Genomic DNA, 16,420 nt, shown 5'->3' with positions numbered 1-16,420 from the left:
CGATGGGGAACATGAACCTCTCGGTCGCCTCATCGCCCCGTCGCGGATGCTTCGTCCGCCGCCCAGAGGTGCTGCGCCGCGTAGGCGCGATACGGCCGCCACGCCTCGGCCCGGGCCAGGAGCGCCGCCGGGCTCGGACGCCCGGTGGCCCCCTCCAGCGCCCGCAGCAGCCCGACATCGCCCACCGGCAGGGCATCCGGCAGCTTGAGCGCCCGCATGGCGATGTACTGCGCCGTCCAGGGACCGATCCCGCGGATCGCCGTGAAGCGCAGCAGCGCGGCCTCGAGCGACTCCGCCGGGGCGAACAGGTCCGGATCGGCCAGCGCCGCCGCGGCCAGCGCCCGGATCGCCGCGCCGCGGGCCCGCGGCATGTTGAGCGCCAGCGCGACATCCGCCTCGACCAGATCGGTCGGCGCGGGAAACACGTGGGTCAGACCGCCTGCCGGCTCCGCCAGCGGTGTCCCGAACGCCGCCACCAGCCTGCCCGCGAGCCCGATCGCGGCCGCCACCGAGACCTGCTGGCCGAGGATCGCCCGGCAGCCGGTCTCGAACGGGTCCCAGGCCCCCGGCAGGCGCAGACCCGGCCGCGCCGCGACGAGCGGGGCCAGGACCGGATCCCCGCCGAGGCAGGCCGCGACGGCGGCCGGGTCGGCGTCGCAGTCGAACAGGCGGCGCAGGCGTCCCGCGACGGCCTCTTCGTGCCCGGCCTCGACGCCGCGCAGCGCGACGTGCAGGCAATCCGCGCCCGGTGCCACCGTCAGGAGCCCGTGCCGCCCCGCGACGCTGATCGTGCGCGCGTAGGAAGCCGCGGGATCCGTCGTCTCGACGCCCGGGATCGCCCGCTTGGCGAGGAACGCGCGGATCGCCGGCCAGTCGTAGGGCGGCCGGACGGGCAGGCGGCGTTCGATCACCTCCGCGAACGCGAAGGGCGGCCTCTCGGCCGCCCCGCTCGACGCTTCCCGGGGCAGGTGGTCCCGCCTCAGCCGCGCTGGTCCACGGCCACGTAGTCGCGCTGGGCCGGACCGACGTAGAGCTGGCGCGGACGGCCGATCTTCTGCGACGGGTCCTCGATCATCTCGGCCCACTGGGCGATCCAGCCGACGGTGCGGGCCACCGCGAACAGCACCGTGAACATGTCGGTGGGGAAGCCCATCGCCTTGAGGGTGATGCCCGAGTAGAAGTCGATGTTCGGGTAGAGCTTCTTCTCGATGAAGTACTCGTCCTTGAGCGCGATCTGCTCCAGCTCCATGGCGACGTGGAGCAGCGGGTCGTCGGTCTTGCCGAGCTCCTTGAGCACCTGGTGCGTGGTGTTCTGCATGATCCGCGCGCGCGGGTCGTAGTTCTTGTAGACGCGGTGGCCGAAGCCCATCAGGCGGAACGGGTCGTTCTTGTCCTTGGCCTTGGCGACGTACTTGCTGACATTCTCGGGGGTGCCGATCTCCATCAGCATCTTGAGGGCCGCCTCGTTGGCGCCGCCATGGGCCGGGCCCCATAGGCAGGCGATGCCGGCCGCGATGCAGGCGAAGGGGTTGGCGCCCGAGGAGCCGGCGAGCCGCACCGTCGAGGTCGAGGCGTTCTGCTCGTGGTCGGCGTGCAGGATGAAGATCTTGTCGAGTGCCCGGGCGAAGACCGGGTTCACCTCGTACTCCTCGCACGGCACCGCGTAGCACATGCGCAGGAAGTTCGACGTGTAGTCGAGGTCGTTCTTCGGGTACACGAAGGGCTGGCCGATCGAGTACTTGTAGGCCATCGCGGCGAGCGTCGGCATCTTGGCGATCATGCGGATCGACGCGATCAGCCGCTGGCTCTCGTCCGTGATGTCGGTGGAATCGTGGTAGAAGGCCGAGAGGGCGCCCACCGAGGCGACCATGACGGCCATCGGGTGCGCGTCGCGGCGGAAGCCGGTGAAGAACCGGTTCATCTGGTCGTGCACCATGGTGTGGCGCGTGACCCGGTACTCGAAATCGGCCCGCTGGGCGGCGGTCGGCAGGGCGCCGAACAGCATCAGGTAGCAGGTCTCGAGGAAGTCGCCCTTCTCGGCGAGCTGCTCGATCGGGTAGCCGCGGTAGAGCAGCACGCCCTCGTCACCGTCGATGTAGGTGATCTTCGACTCGCACGAGGCCGTCGAGGTGAAGCCCGGGTCGAAGGTGAAGGCGCCGGTCTGGGCGTAGAGCTTGCCGATATCGATCACGTCCGGCCCGATCGTGCCGGTTTTCACCGGCAGTTCGATCGACTTGCCGTCCACGGTGATGGTGCTGGGTGCGCTCATGGATCGTGGACCCTTCTCTGGCGACGTGGCGGATGCCGGCCTCGGGCTGCCCGAGTCGGTCCCGGGGGCCTGAGCACACGCATTATGCTGCGGGTGCTCACAGCCATGGGTTACCCAAACGGCAGTGCAGCAGCAACGGGGTCGGTGACAACCCGCCCCCGTCGCCAAGCGAATTCCGCCAACCGATTTCCACCCAACGCAATCCGGGTCGGGGCCGGCAGTTCCCTGTCCGCTCCCGGTCCGCGCGCGGCGGTCCCAGCGCCGCCTCGTCCCCGCCTCGTCCCTGCCCTCAGCCCGGCCTCAGCCCTGCGGCGCCTGATCCCCGAGGCGCGCCAGGCTTTCCTCCCGGCCGAGCACCGCCATCACGTCGAACAGGGGCGGGGAGGTGGTGCGGCCGGTGAGCGCCGCGCGCAGGGGTTGGGCCACCTGCCCGAGCTTGCAGCCGGCCGATTCCGCGTACTGCCGCACCGCGCCCTCGGTGGAGGTCGCGCTCCAGTCGGGCAGCGCCTCGAGCACCGGCCGCACCCCGGCGAGGCGTCCGCGCCCCTCGTCGGAGAGCAGGGCGCGGGCCTTGTCGTCGAGCGCCAGGGGCCGCTGGGCGTAGAGGTAGTAGGCGCTGTCGAGGAGCTCGATCAGCGTCTTGGCCCGCTCCTTCAGGCCCGGCATGGCCTGGACGAGCTTGTCCTTGAGATCGGGCCGCAGCGGCGCCGACAGGCCGCGCTCCGGCCCGACGTTGGGCAGGATGGTCTCGATCGCCGCGACGAGGTCGGAATCGGCGCTGGTGCGGATGTAGAGGCCGTTGAGGTTGGCGAGCTTGGCGAAGTCGAACCGCGCCGCGGAGCGTCCGACCGCGCCGAGGTCGAAGGCCGCGACCATCTCGTCGGTGGAGAAGACCTCCTGGTCGCCGTGGCTCCAGCCGAGCCGCACGAGGTAGTTGCGCAGGGCCGCCGGCAGGTAGCCGAGATCGCGGTAGGCCTCGACGCCGAGCGCGCCGTGGCGCTTCGAGAGCTTGGCCCCGTCCGCCCCGTGGATCAGCGGGATATGCGCCATCCTCGGGATGTCCCAGCCGAGGGCCGAGAAGATCTGGCTCTGGCGCGCCGCGTTGGTGAGGTGGTCGTCGCCGCGGATGATCTGCGTGACGCCCATGTCGTGGTCGTCGACCACGACGGCGAGCATGTAGGTCGGCGTCCCGTCCGAGCGCAGCAGGACGAGGTCGTCGAGGTCCTTGTTGGCCCAGGTCACGCGGCCCTGGACGGCGTCCTCGACCACGGTCTCGCCCTCGGTCGGGGCGCGCAGGCGGATCACCGGCTTGACCCCGGCGGGGGCCTCGGACGGGTCGCGGTCGCGCCAGCGGCCGTCGTAGCGCGGGGCGCGCCCTTCCGCGCGGGCGGTCTCGCGCATCTGCGTGAGCTCCTCGGCGGTGGCGTAGCAGTGATAGGCGCGGCCCGCGGCCAGCAGCTCCTCGGCGACCGCGCGGTGGCGCTCGGCGCGGGCGAACTGGAAGACCACGTCGCCGTCCCAGTCGAGGCCGAGCCAGGAGAGGCCGTCGAGGATCGCGTCGATCGCCCCCTTGGTGGAGCGCTCGCGGTCGGTGTCCTCGATGCGCAGCAGCATCTTGCCGCCGGTGTGGCGGGCGTAGAGCCAGTTGAACAAGGCCGTGCGGGCCCCGCCGATATGCAGGTAACCCGTGGGCGAGGGGGCGAAGCGCGTGACGACGGCTGAGGACATCGGTCCGGTATGTTCCGGGGCTGGTCGCGGACGGGGCGCGACGGACGGCGAAGGGGCGGCGGAGCGGCGAGGGGCTCGACAGGGCGCCCGTAGCACGAAGAACCCGCTGTAGCACGGGCCGGCGGATGCGTTAAGAATCGCCCGCAGAATCGCCCGGCCCCGACGACAGGTCGCGCGGAGCGGGGCGGCGGCGATGCGGCGGATCGGCGCGAGGCGGGCGGACGGCGCGGTCGCGCTGATCGGCCCGCGCGCCCGAGCCCTTCCCGCCGCCCTCTTGGCCGCCCTCCTGGCCGCCCTCCCGGCGCTCCGCGACTGGGTCGTCGCCGGCCTCGCCCGCGAGGCCGAGCAGCGCCGGCTGTTCCCCTGGCTGGCGGTGGCCTTCGGCGGCGGGATCCTGGTCTACTTCGCGGCGGCCGACGGCGCGCCGAGCCTCGCCGCCCCCCTGATCGCGGCCGCCCTCGCGCTGGCGCCGGTCCCCGTCCTCGGCGCGCGGCCGGCGGCCCTGGCGGCGGCGCTCGCGGTGGCGGCCGCGTTCCTCGGCTTCGCGGCGGCGACCTGGCGGGTCTCGCAGGTCGCCGCACCGATCCTCACCCGCACCACGATCGGCCCGCTCGTCGGAACGGTCGAGGCCCTGGACGAGCGCGAGGTGGGCGCCCGGCTGGTGATCCGGGTGGAGAGCTTCGCCGGCCTCGCGCCGGAGGCGCGGCCCGCCCGGGTCCGGGTCTCGTTCCGGAAGACGCCGATCCCGCGTCCCGGGGACGGCGTCGCCGCCACGGCCCGGCTGCTGCCGCCCCCGGAGGCGGCCCGGCCCGGCGGCTACGACTTCGCCCGGGACGCCTATTTCCAGGGGATCGGCGCGGTGGGCTCGCTGATCGGCACCGTCACCGTCCGGGAACCGTCCGGGTCGCCGCCGCTGGGCCTGCGGCTCGCCGCTGCGCTCGACGCGGCGCGCAATGGGCTGACGCGCCGGATCGCGGAGGCCGCCGGCGGCCAGGCGGGTGCGGTGGCGGCGGCCCTGGTGACGGGCAAGCGCGGCCTCATCGGGCCGGCCACCAACGACGCGCTCCGCGCCGCCGGCATCTACCACGTGGTGTCGATCTCGGGCCTCCACATGGTGCTGGCCGCCGGCGTGGTGTTCTGGCTGGTGCGGGCGCTCCTCGCCGCGGTGCCGCTCTGCGCGCTCCTCTGGCCGATCAAGAAGATCGCGGCCGGCTTCGCCATGGTCGGCGTCACCGCCTACTGCGCCTTCTCGGGCTGGGACATCGCGGCCGAGCGCTCGCTGATCATGACCCTGATCATGCTCGGCGCGATCCTGGTGGACCGGCCGGCCCTGTCGATGCGCAACCTCGCCCTCGCGGCGCTGATCGCGCTCGCCCGGGAGCCGGAGGGCCTGCTCGGCCCGAGCTTCCAGATGTCCTTCGGCGCCGTGGCCGGGCTGATCGCCTGCGCGCGGCTGATCGACGGGCGGCTGCTCGTGCGCCCGGGGGCCGGGTGGATCGGGCGGCTCGTTGGGACCGGCCTGTCGGCGATCACCGGGACCCTGGCCACGACCCTGGTGGCGCAGGTCGCGACGGCCCCCTTCGCCACCTACCACTTCCAGACGGTCCAGCCCTTCGGCCTCGTCGGCAACGCCCTGACCCTGCCGCTCGTCTCCCTGGTGGTGATGCCCGCCGCGGTGATCGGCTGCCTTGCCTATCCCTTCGCCCTCGACCGGCCGGTCTGGTGGCTGATGGGGCAGGCGGTGGCCGGGATGCTGGCGATCTCGGACTGGATCGCCGGGTTCGAGCGGGCGGTCCTGGTGCTGCCGGCCTTCGGCGCCGGGGCGCTGGCCCTGCTGACCGCCGGCCTGCTGCTGGGGACGCTGCCGGCCTCGCGCCTGCGCTGGCTCGCCGTGCCGCCGGTCCTGCTCGGGCTCGTCCTCGCGGCCCGGCCCGACCGCTACGACCTCTACGTCGACCGGCAGGGCGCGGGGGCCGCGGTGCGGGGCACGGACGGGCGGCTCGCGGCCCTCGGCAGCCCTTCGGGCTTCGTCCTCGAGCAGTGGCTGAAGGCGGACGGCGACGGGCGGCGGCCCGCGGCGCTGATCGTCCGGTCGGGCAGCGGGCGCTGCGACCGGCTCGGCTGCACCGCCCGGCTGCCGGACGGGCGGGCGGTCGCCCTGGTCCGGGACCGGCGGGCCTTCCCGGAGGATTGCGCCCGCGCCGCGGTGCTGATCACGGGTCTCGCGGCGCCGCCCACCTGCACGGGGCCGCTGGTGATCGACCGGCGCGTCCTCGCCGCCCGCGGGGCCGTGGCTCTCCGGGCCGACGGCGACGGCTTCGCCGCGCGCTACGCCCGGGACGACGGCCGCGCCGTGCCCTGGCGGCAGGCCGCGGGGCGCGGGCCGGGACCTCCGTCGCCGGTCACCGCGGAGCCGGGCGACCGCCCCGCGGAGGACGGGGTCGCCGCGACGCCGGAGGCCGACGCCGCGCCGGGCGGAGACCTCGCCCCCGGCGACGCGCCGGCCGAGCCGCTTCAGTAACGGCGGACGAGGCTCACGAGGCGGCCCTGGATCCGGACCCGGTCGGGCCCGAGCACGCGGGTCTCGTAGGCCGGGTTGGCGGCCTCGAGGGCGATCGACGAGCCGCGGCGGCGCAGGCGCTTGAGCGTCGCCTCCTCGTCGTCGATCAGCGCCACGATGATGTCGCCGGTATTGGCCGTCTCCTGCTTGCGGATGACCACGAGGTCGCCGTCCAGGATGCCCGCCTCGACCATCGAGTCGCCGCGCACCTCGAGGGCGTAGTGCTCGCCGCCGGCCACGAAGTCCGGCGACAGGGTGATGGCGTGGCTCTGGTTCTGGATCGCCGAGACGGGCGTACCGGCCGCGATCCGGCCCATGACCGGGATCGAGATGGCGCGGCCGGACTCGTCGATCATCCGCGTGCTCGCCGGGGCCGGCGGCTGCTTGGACTTACCGCCCTCGACCACGCTCGGCGTGAAGCGGCGCGGCTCGGCGGGGGCCTGAGTCGCCGGAGCGGCCTGGGTCAGGCTCTCGGGGATCCGGATCACCTCGATGGCGCGCGCCCGATTCGGTAGGCGCCGGAGGAAGCCGCGCTCCTCGAGTGCCGTGATTAGCCGGTGGATGCCGGATTTCGACTTGAGATCGAGGGCATCCTTCATCTCGTCGAACGACGGCGGGACACCGCATTCCTGCATCCGGCTCTGGATGAATCGCAGGAGGTCCAGCTGCTTGCGCGTGAGCATCGACGGGGGACTCGCGGCTTGGCGGACCGCCACGTGACGGTCTCCGAAACAAATCACGAACAGGTTAAACGTTCCGCAAGTGTTCCGCAAGAGCGGCACCGCTCGGCCCGGCGCGCCGCGGGCGCGCCCGCGGGAGAAGGTCGAGAAACGCATTGACGGCGCAAGCGGAGCCGTTTCAATGCATCGCGGCGCCCCGCCGGGAAGGCGGCGGATCCGGGGTGCGGGCTGGGACCCTCTTGGAATGACGAGGATGCGACGTTCCGCAGCTCTGCTGCCCCTCGGCCTCGCCGCCCTCGGCCTCGCCGGCTGCACCACCGGATTCTCCTACATCTCGCGGAACTACGTGGCGCTCACTCCCCAGGTCGTCACGATCGGCTGCAAGGAGCCCTACGAGGTCTACGACAACCGGCAGCTGCGCCGGATGCTGATCGTGTCCAACGCCCTGCGCGAGTATACCGGCTGCAACCTGAGCGAGGTCCGGATCGATCCGGAGCCGGGCGCCACCCGGGTGAAGCGCTTCCGCACCGCCGCCCGGGCCTATCTCGACGAGACCGTGCGCGAGGATTGCCGGATCACCGGCGAGACCGTGTTCGATCCGCTGAAGACCGAGTTCGCCTACGCCTGCGACGCGCCGATCGAGAAGCGCGGCACCGTGGTCCCCCGCCTGCCGGGCCGCAATCCGGGCCTCGGCGTGCGCTGACCGGCCGGCGGCGCGTCCTCAGGCGCCCGGCTTCGGGAAGGTCCGCTCCGCGGCGTCGCCGGCGGCGGCCAGCAGGGCGCGGGCGAAGGCCCGGGCCTCCGTCCGGTCGAGCACGATCGCGGCGGTGACCGGCGCACCGCCGAGGTCGGCGAGGGCGAGTTCCAGGCGCACCCCGTCGGGCACGGCGCTCGCCTGAAGGCTCCAGCCGGAGCCCCGGTCCGTGCTCTCCGCCATCGTGTTCCTCCCGCATGCCCGGCACGGCGCCGCGCGCCCACCGGAACGGCCAGGCCCGGGACCGCTCCCGGAGCCGCGCTCCGATCTTCCCTGCCTCGCCTGTCCGCGTTCCTCAAGGCCACAGGCCGCGCGGGGGTGGAGATGCGCGCCGTCGCGGATGCCGGCGGCCGCATCGCGGCGACACGGGGCGGCACGGGGCTGCGCCCGCGCCGCGGCGCGGGCGAGGGCAGGGGCGGCCGGGATGGGGGCCGGCCTCGGGGCGATTGACGCGAGGCCGCCGATGATGTCTCCCGCGGGCTCCGATCAGGTGGAGTTCGAACATGCAAGAGATCTGGTTCCGCACGGGCGAGGCCACGGTGCTGGCGGCCGAGGGCCAGTACACCGACGCCATGCCGGAGGTGCTGATCGGCTCGGTGCGCGGCCCGGTCGGTCAGGCCTTCGCGTCGATGATGGGGCAGGTCCAGGGCCACACGCGGATGTTCGTGGTGCGCGACCTCAACCAGCTCGTGCGCCCGGCCACGATGATGACCACCAAGGTCACGATCCACACGGCCGAGTATGCCGAGCTCCTCGGCGGCGTGGTCCAGGCCGCCACCGGCGACGCGATCGTGGACTGCATCATCGAGGGCATCCTGCCGAAGGACGGGCTCGACGAGCTGTGCATGATCATCATGATCTGGCTCGATCAGCGCTGCGCCGAGGACGACAACCTCGACCAGAAGGACCTCTACCGGACCAACTACGAGGCCACGAAACTCGCCATCGCCCGCGCCCTCAAGGGCGAGCCGACGGTCGACGAGCTGATCGCCAACCGGAAGACCGTGAAGCACTACGCGCTCGACGGCGTGATCGAGTACTGAGCGGGCCCGCGTCGCGCATCCTGCCGGCTCAGGTCCGCCTCAGCCCGGCGGGATGCGCCCCACCGAGCAGAGGGTCCGCATCGCGCTGCTGCCCGGGTCGGTGTAGCAGGACGCCGACCAGCCGTTCTGCTGGATGAACGACTTGCGCCGCTCCGCCAGCGCGGTCCGGTAGGCGGTGGCGATGATCGGCTCGACGGTCGCGGCCGGTTGGCCGACGAGGATCTCGGAGGCCACCGACAGGTCGCGGAAGAAGGTCGCCGAGGGACTCGGCTCGGCGGAGGTCGCCTGCACGATCGGCTCGGCCCGGCAGGTCACGTCGAACTTGATCGGGCCGGCCACGCGGATGTCGATGCTGGGGCCGGCGCGCTTGCCGACCCGGCCGCCGATCGCGTCGGCGATCTGGCGGGTGAGGTCGTCGCAGCTGTCGGCCCGGGCGGCCTCCGCCAGGAGGGGCAGGGCCGCGCAGGCGGCGAGGAGGAGGCGCGGGACGGCGAAGCTCGACATCGCCGCACTCTACGCGCGGCGCGGGGCCTGTCGAGGGGCTGGTCGAGGGCCGCTCGAAGGGCCGGCCTCAGTGGAAATCCCGGCTGGGGAACACGCGCCGGTCCGGGGGCACGCCGAAATCCGTGTTCTCGGGCGGCAGCTTCATGCCGGCCTCGCGCAGGTCGCGCAGGGCGGCGGTGAGGTCGCGAAACCCCTCCGCCACGAGGTGGACCACCCCGTCCGCCCGCTGGATCCGGCCGCGCACGGCGAGGAACCGCGCCTGCATGGCGATCCGGCGGTTCGCCTCGAACACGGTCTTCCAGACGATCACGTTGGCGATACCGGTCTCGTCCTCCAGCGTCAGGAAGACCACGCCCTTGGCGGTGCCGGGCCGCTGGCGGATCAGCACGAGCCCCGCCACCGTGACCCGCGCCCCCTGGGGCAGCGCCGGATCGAGATGGGCCCGGGCCGGGATCGCGCCGATCCGGGCGAGCCGCCCCCGGAAGAACGCGACCGGGTGCCCCTGGAGCGACAGGCCGGTGGCGGCGTAATCCTCGGCCACGGTCTCGGACGGGGCCAGGGGCTGAAGGTCCACCGTCGGCTCGTGCCGGAACAGGCCGTCATCGGCGTGCCACGCGAAGAGCGGCAGGGGTGCGTCGAGGAGATGGGCGCGGCGCTCGCTCGCATCGGCCTTGGCGGCCTTGCGGGATGACGTCCCCTCCAGGGTGCGGACCATCCACAGGGCGGCGCGCCGGTCGAGGCCGAGCGAGCGGAACGCGTCCGCCTCGGCCAGCCGCTCCAGGGTGTTGCGGGGCAGGGCGAGGGACGCCTGCAGGCCCTCGATGCTGGCGTAGCCGTTGGCCCGCAGCCGCACGAGCCGGCGCATCGCGGCCTCGGGCAGGCCGCGCACGACGCGCAGACCGATCCGCACGGCGTGCAGCGCCGGATCCCCGGCCGGCTCCAGGGTGCAGTCCCAGTCGCTGGCGTTGACGCAGACGCCCCGCACCTCGACCCCGTGGGCCCGGGCGTCGCGCACCAGCTGGGCCGGCTGGTAGAAGCCCATCGGCTGGGCGTTGAGGATCGCGGCCAGGAAGACGTCGGGGTGCCGGCACTTCATCCAGGCCGAGGCGTAGACGAGGAGCGCGAAGCTCGCCGCGTGGCTCTCCGGGAAGCCGTAGGTCGAGAAGCCGCGGATCTGCGCGAAGCAGCGCTCGGCGAAGTCCTGCGGGTAGCCCCGGCGGGTCATGCCGCCCACGAACTTCTCCGCGAAGCCGCCGATCGAGCCGACGTGGCGGAAGGTCGCCATCGCCCGGCGCAGCCCGTCGGCCTCGGCCGGGGTGAAGCCCGCCGCCGTGATGGCGATCTGCATGGCGTGCTCCTGGAACAGCGGCACGCCGTAGGTCTTCTGCAGGACCTCCTTCAGCTCGTCCGCCGGGCCGTGATCCGGGTGCGGGGCCGGGTACTCGACCGGGTCGATCCCGGAGCGTCGCCGCAGGTAGGGATGGACCATGTCGCCCTGGATCGGGCCGGGGCGCACGATCGCGACCTGCACCACGAGGTCGTAGAACTCCCTGGGCTTCAGGCGCGGCAGCATCGACATCTGCGCCCGGCTCTCGACCTGGAACACGCCGACGGAATCGGCCTTCGTCAGCATCGCGTAGGTCGCGGGATCGTCCTGCGGCAGGTCGGCCAGCGTCTCGTAGAAGGTGCCGTGATCCTTCTCCAGGAAATCGAGGCCGCGCTTGAGGCAGGTCAGCATGCCGAGCGCCAGCACGTCGACCTTCATCAGGCCGATCGCGTCGATGTCGTCCTTGTCCCACTCGATGAAAGTGCGGTCCGCCATGGCGCCGTTGCCCACCGGCACGGTCTCGTCGAGGCGGCCGCGGGTCAGCACGAAGCCGCCGACATGCTGCGACAGGTGGCGGGGGAAGCCGATCAGCTGGTGGGCGAGGTCGAGCGCCTGCCGGATCGCCGGGTTCTCCGGGTCGAGCCCGGCCTCGCGCACGTGCTGGTCCGGCATGCCGGTGCCCCAGGAGCCCCAGACCGTGTCGGCGATCGCCGCGGTCACGTCCTCGGTCAGGCCCAGGACCTTGCCGACCTCGCGGATCGCCATGCGGGGCCGGTAGTGGATCACCGTGGCGCAGAGGGCGGCCCGCTCCCGGCCGTAGCGGGCGTAGAGGTGCTGGATCACCTCCTCGCGGCGCTCGTGCTCGAAGTCGACGTCGATGTCGGGGGGCTCGCCCCGGTTCTCCGAGATGAAGCGGGCGAAGAGCAGCCGGTGCTTCGACGGGTCCACCGCGGTGATGCCGAGGCAGAAGCACACGGCGGAATTGGCCGCCGAGCCGCGGCCCTGGCACAGGATGCCCCGGCCGCGGGCGAACTCGACCACGTCGAACAGGGTCAGGAAGTAGCGGGCGTATTTCATCTTGGCGATGAGCCGCAGCTCCTCGCGCAGCGTCGCCGCGACGCCGTCCGGGACCTCGCCGCCGTAGCGCCAGCGCGCCCGTTCCCAGGTCTTCTCCTCCAGGTATTCCTGCGGCGTGCGCCCGGGGGGCACCGGCTCGTCCGGGTACTCGTAGTGCAGCTGCGACAGGCTGAACTCGCAGGCCTGCGCGATCTCGACGGTGCGGGCGAGCGCCTCCGGGTGGTCGGCGAACAGCCGCGACATCTCGGCGGCGGGCTTCAGGTGGCGCTCGGCATTGGCCTCCAGCCGGTAGCCGGCGTCCTCGATCCGGCAGCCTTGGCGGATGCAGGTGACCACGTCCTGCAGCGGGCGTCGCTCGGGATGGTGGTAGAGCGCGTCCGAGACCGCGACCATCGGGGCGCCGGAGGCCGCGCCCAGCTCGGCGAGCAGCCCGAGGCGCCGCCGCTCGTCGCCGCGGCGCGTGTGGCTCGCCCCGAGGAAGGTCCGGCCCGGGGCGGCGGCGGCCAGCGCCTCCAGCCGCGCCCGGAAACCCTCCGGCAGGCGCCGGGCCGGCGGCATCGCGATGAACATCTGCCCCTCGGCGGCCTCCACCATCTCGGCGAAGGAGAAGCGGCACGCGCCCTTGCGGACGCGCCGGTTGCCCAGGGTGAGCAGCCGGCAGAGGCGCCCCCAGGCGCCCCGGTCCATCGGGTAGGTGACGGCCTCGAACCCCTCCTCGGTGACGAGGCGCACCCCCGGCAGGATCCGGATCGGTGTGCCTTCCTGGTCGAGCGCCAGCGCCGCCGCGTGCGCCCGGACCACGCCGGCCACGGTGTTGCGGTCGGCGATGCCGATGGCCGCGAGGCCGTAGGACGCCGCCTGCACGACGAAGTCCTGCGGATGGGAGGCGCCGTGCAGGAAGGAGAAGTTCGTGGTGACGGCGAGCTCGGCGTAGGCGGGACCGCTCACGCGAAGAGCCCGTGGACGTACCACGCGGCCGGGCGATCGGGGGCGTGCGGGCCGTCGCGGTAGAGCCAGAGCCGGTGCCCGGCCTCGCACTCGATGCGGTAGTAATCGCGATCCGCACCGGGCGCGCGCCACCATTCGGCGGCGATCCGCTCCGGCCCCTCGGCATGGGCGACGCGGTGGATCCGGGCGCGCCAGCGGAAGCGCCGGGGCGGCCCTTCCGGGACGGTCGAGAGCACGTCGAGGGCGGCCTCGCCGCGGGGGAAGATCACCAGGGGGCGGGGCGGGAGGTGGTCGGGCCAGGGGGACGCGCCGGTGCGCGCCTCCTCTTCCGCCGCTGGGCCGGAAGGCTCAGCCATCACGGTTGAACGCCGACGCTGAAGGAGCGCATCCGGCCCACTCTCCCGTTCGGGAGCGGGGGGCGGGAGAGGCGCCCGTGGCCGGCCGACGCCTCGATCGGTCGACGGTCCGTGCCCCATTCCGGTAACCCAGACCCGGTCCCGGTCGGCCCGCTCCGGCAGGTGGCTCGCCCGCGGCTCGAGCCGCAGGAGCGCCCGCCCGAGGCGCTGCGCCAGGGCGTCGGCCAGGAACCCGATCCCGTCGCCCGGGTCCGCCGCGCCGAGATCCGTCTGGCGGGCCGGCATGGGGCCGGTCACCGTCACGGCGAGCGCCACCGTCTCGAAGCCGAAGCCGGCGTCGAGGGCGGGGCCCAGCCGGTCGAGGCGCAGGGCGACGAGGGCCGCGACCCGCTCAGGATCGCGCTCGGGCCGGGACAGGCCGAGATCGATCACCCGCAGGGCGCCGTCGACCCGGTGCAGGCCGAGGCGCAGGGCGCAGGCGCCGAGCCCGTCCCGCTCCAGCCGCGGCGCGGTCTCCGCCATCAGGTCCCGGGCGGTCCGGACGATGTCCGACTGCCGCCCGATCGGGTCGAGGAAGCCGCGGGCGGCGGCGTAGGCGGCCGCCTCCGTCAGGGGCGCCAGCGGCTCGGGCCGGCGGCCCAGGGCCTGGTCGAGGCGCAGCAGCAGCGTCGCGCCGAAGCGGCGGGCGAGGGGCCCCCGGGGCAGGGCGTCGAGTTCGCCGATCCGGCGCAGGCCGAGCCGCTTCAGGCCCGCGACCGTGCCGGGATCGAGGCGCAGGGCGTCCACCGGGAGGGCCCGCAGGGCCTGCGAGGCCCCGCCCGGCAGCACCACGACCGGATCAAGCCCGCCCTGCCGCGCCAGCGCGAAGGCGGCGCCGGGCGTGTCGGCCAGCGCGATCCCCGCCGGTACGCGGCTCCGCGCGAGCCGGGCGGCTAGGTCCGCGACGAGGTTCGCCTCGCCGCCGCGCAGGTGGCTCGCGCCGGCGACGTCGATGTAGAGCCCGTCCGCCGCCTCGCCCGGCCCGAACGGCGCCACGTGGGGCGCGTAGCCGCTCGCCCAGCGGCACAGCCGCAGCAGGGCGTCCCGGTCGGCCTCCGGGTCGGCCGGGTAGACCTGGAGCGGCACGCCGATCCGCGCCCGGACCCGGCCGAGGGGCTCGCCGACCCGGAGGCCGAGGGCGCGGGCCTCCGGGTCGAGGGCCACGAGCCGCAGCCCGCCGGACCCCTCGGCCGCCACCGCGAGGGGGCCGCGCTCAGGCGCGAGACCGGCCCGCCGCAGCCGCGTCACCGGCCAGTGGCTCAGGCAGATGCAGACGATGCGCGGCATGGTCCCACTCCAGAAGCCAGTCGCCGCCCCGCCCGTTGCGGCAGCGCTCGAGCCGCGCCCGCCAGCGCGGCCTGTCCAGGGTCCCGAACCGGTCCCGCGCCGCCGGCGCGGCGGCGATCCGCCAGCGCGTGGCGGCCCCGTTGGGCAGACCGGCCGGCGCCGGCCGCAGGATCAGCAGCAGCGGCGGCGCCGGCCCTTCCGCGGCGAGCTGCAGGCGCCGGCCCGGCTTCAGCGGCAGCCCGTCCCGTAGGAGGCCGATCAGGGCCGTGAGTGCCCGCGCGTGCAGGGCCGCCTCCAGGGCGCGGAACACCTCCGCGTCGCTGCCGGCTTCCAGCAGCAGCAGGCGGCCGGGGTCGAGGCCGAGGCCGGCGAGGCCGTGCCCGTAGGGCAGGGGCTGGCCGGGCGCGGCGGCGATCAGCGCTTCCCCCGGCTCCCGGGCGAGCTGGCGGGCGCAGAGCGCCAGGGCGAAGCCCAGGGCCGCGATCGCGTCCGCGGGCTCGGCCGGCGCGATCTCGTGGGGCGGCCCGAGGGCGAGACCGCCGCCCGGCAGGTGCGCGTCGAGATCCGGAACGCCCAGCGGCAGGACCGGGGCTGGATCCCGGCCGCGATCCGGCGGCGCGAGGCGCGCCCGCAGGACCGCCAGCCGGGCCCGGGGATCGCCCCGCGCGATCGCCGCCTCGGTCTCGTCGGCAGGGTCCAGCCCCATCTCCATCGGCTCCGGTCATGCTGGACGATAGGAACATAACAGGAACATGCACAAACGGTTTCCGCGGGGTCCCGGAATCGCGCGTGGCGGCAGCGGCTTGGCCTGTGGACGGCTGTGGACGCCTGTGGAATCGGCCGCCCCCGCGGCGTCCGAGGTCGCGGTTGACCGCAATCGCAGGGCGAGACCAATGTCCGGACGCCGCGCGCGTGACGCGGCCGAACCGGACCGCGCATGCGCTCAGCCCTCAGCTCAGCCCTCACCCTGACGCTCCTGCTCGCCCTGCCGGGCGCGGCGCTCGGCCAGCAGGCGGATCCGCCGGGTGCCGCCGCCCCGGATCCGGCCGCGTCCGCACCCGCGACAGGGCGGGCGCGCCCGGCCCGCCCGCGGGTCCGCCACGCGCAGGCCCCGAGCCAGCCGATCATGGTCTACGACGCGCGGATCGAGGCCGGCGACCTGAGGATCTCGGGCTCCGTGCGCAAGCCCGGCGCGATCGTGGTGCTGGACGACGACATCTCGATCCAGGCCGACCGACGCGGCCGGTTCACCTTCCGGCTGCCCTACCGGCCCTCGACCTGCGTGGTGACGCTGAAGGCGGAGCCGGACGAGCGCGAGGCGGTCGTGGCGAACTGCGCGCCCGAGGGTCCGCCCGGACCGCCCGGTCCCCAGGGTGCGGCGGGACCGCCCGGCGAGACAGGGGCCAAGGGCGAGACAGGGGCCAAGGGCGAGACCGGCCCCAAGGGGGATCAGGGTCTCAAGGGGGATCAGGGCCTCAAGGGCGATACGGGTCCCCAGGGCGAGCCCGGCCCGAAGGGGGAGCCTGGTGCCACGGGCGCGGCCGGCCCGCAGGGCGCACCGGGCCCGAAGGGCGACACGGGAGCCTCGGGCCCGCCGGGCGCACCGGGCTCGCGGGGGCCGATCGGGCCGCAGGGCGGCCCGGGCCCGAAGGGCGAGGCCGCCAGCCTGCGGCCCGTGCGCAAGTCCGATTGCCCGGGGGGCTGCGCGATCACCTGCGGGACCGGAGAGATGCTGGTCACGGCCCACTGCCTCAAGGGCGGCGCGCCGACCTACGACGGGGAGGGCGCCAGCTGCCCGGCGGAGGCGACCGGCATCGTCGGGTTCTGCACGCGGCCGTGAGCCGGGCG

General features: G+C 74.3%; 13 protein-coding genes. 4 read left to right on the top strand and 9 right to left on the bottom strand.

All coding sequences use genetic code 11. From position 1 onward, the window contains the following. Positions 1-29: 29 nt before the first annotated feature. From BMY19_RS16090 to gltX, 3 genes are all read right to left on the bottom strand, one after another. The gene (locus BMY19_RS16090) at positions 30-911 is read right to left on the bottom strand and encodes a DNA-3-methyladenine glycosylase family protein (RefSeq protein WP_100252275.1); all 882 of its coding nucleotides are present in this window, start codon (positions 909-911) and stop codon (positions 30-32) included. Positions 912-979: 68 nt separating this feature from the next. Next, complete coding sequence (gene gltA, locus BMY19_RS16085; protein ID WP_020092267.1) at positions 980-2,269, bottom strand: citrate synthase; 1,290 nt, start codon at positions 2,267-2,269, stop codon at positions 980-982. A gap of 300 nt (positions 2,270-2,569) precedes the next feature. After that, positions 2,570-3,997 (bottom strand): glutamate--tRNA ligase, encoded by a 1,428-nt coding sequence (gltX, locus tag BMY19_RS16080; RefSeq protein WP_091680275.1) that lies wholly within the window; start codon positions 3,995-3,997, stop codon positions 2,570-2,572. Between the two features lie 193 nt (positions 3,998-4,190). On the opposite strand from gltX, the gene BMY19_RS16075 reads away from it, so the two are divergent. Beyond that, on the top strand, positions 4,191-6,518 hold the full coding sequence (locus BMY19_RS16075; protein WP_100252274.1) for a ComEC/Rec2 family competence protein: 2,328 nt from the start codon (positions 4,191-4,193) through the stop codon (positions 6,516-6,518). On the opposite strand, the gene lexA is transcribed toward BMY19_RS16075, so the two are convergent. After that, complete coding sequence (gene lexA, locus BMY19_RS16070) at positions 6,512-7,240, bottom strand: transcriptional repressor LexA (protein WP_020092270.1); 729 nt, start codon at positions 7,238-7,240, stop codon at positions 6,512-6,514. The genes BMY19_RS16075 and lexA overlap by 7 nt on opposite strands. A 250-nt stretch (positions 7,241-7,490) precedes the next feature. Here lexA and BMY19_RS16065 point away from each other — a divergent pair, with 250 nt between their 5' ends. Further along, positions 7,491-7,940 (top strand): hypothetical protein, encoded by a 450-nt coding sequence (locus BMY19_RS16065; protein ID WP_100252273.1) that lies wholly within the window; start codon positions 7,491-7,493, stop codon positions 7,938-7,940. Between the two features lie 18 nt (positions 7,941-7,958). Here BMY19_RS16065 and BMY19_RS16060 read toward each other — a convergent pair whose 3' ends face one another. Continuing rightward, positions 7,959-8,174 (bottom strand): hypothetical protein, encoded by a 216-nt coding sequence (locus BMY19_RS16060; RefSeq protein ID WP_020092272.1) that lies wholly within the window; start codon positions 8,172-8,174, stop codon positions 7,959-7,961. Positions 8,175-8,494: 320 nt separating this feature from the next. On the opposite strand from BMY19_RS16060, the gene fae reads away from it, so the two are divergent. Beyond that, positions 8,495-9,034: a formaldehyde-activating enzyme gene (fae, locus tag BMY19_RS16055; protein WP_020092273.1), complete on the top strand. Its 540-nt coding sequence runs from the start codon at positions 8,495-8,497 to the stop codon at positions 9,032-9,034. Positions 9,035-9,073: 39 nt separating this feature from the next. Here fae and BMY19_RS16050 read toward each other — a convergent pair whose 3' ends face one another. From BMY19_RS16050 to BMY19_RS16035, 4 genes are all read right to left on the bottom strand, one after another. Then, positions 9,074-9,538, bottom strand: coding sequence for a hypothetical protein (locus tag BMY19_RS16050; RefSeq protein ID WP_056532603.1), 465 nt, complete (start codon positions 9,536-9,538; stop codon positions 9,074-9,076). Positions 9,539-9,605: 67 nt separating this feature from the next. Continuing rightward, positions 9,606-12,890 carry an error-prone DNA polymerase gene (locus BMY19_RS16045; RefSeq protein WP_100252272.1) on the bottom strand — a complete coding sequence of 1,095 codons (3,285 nt, stop codon included), beginning with the start codon at positions 12,888-12,890 and terminating at the stop codon, positions 9,606-9,608. After that, complete coding sequence (locus tag BMY19_RS16040) at positions 12,887-14,572, bottom strand: Y-family DNA polymerase (protein ID WP_100252271.1); 1,686 nt, start codon at positions 14,570-14,572, stop codon at positions 12,887-12,889. The genes BMY19_RS16045 and BMY19_RS16040 overlap by 4 nt, the downstream gene beginning before the upstream one ends. Next, positions 14,499-15,284 (bottom strand): ImuA family protein, encoded by a 786-nt coding sequence (locus tag BMY19_RS16035; RefSeq protein WP_100252367.1) that lies wholly within the window; start codon positions 15,282-15,284, stop codon positions 14,499-14,501. The genes BMY19_RS16040 and BMY19_RS16035 overlap by 74 nt, the downstream gene beginning before the upstream one ends. Before the next feature lie 225 nt (positions 15,285-15,509). Between BMY19_RS16035 and BMY19_RS16030 the strand changes: the two genes are divergently transcribed. Then, complete coding sequence (locus tag BMY19_RS16030) at positions 15,510-16,412, top strand: collagen-like protein (protein ID WP_100252270.1); 903 nt, start codon at positions 15,510-15,512, stop codon at positions 16,410-16,412. The last annotated feature ends 8 nt before the right edge of the window (positions 16,413-16,420 follow it).

It is taken from the genome of Methylobacterium sp. UNC300MFChir4.1 (assembly GCF_900110155.1).
Lineage (GTDB): Bacteria > Pseudomonadota > Alphaproteobacteria > Rhizobiales > Beijerinckiaceae > Methylobacterium.
This window is presented reverse-complemented; position numbering and strand designations above follow the sequence as displayed.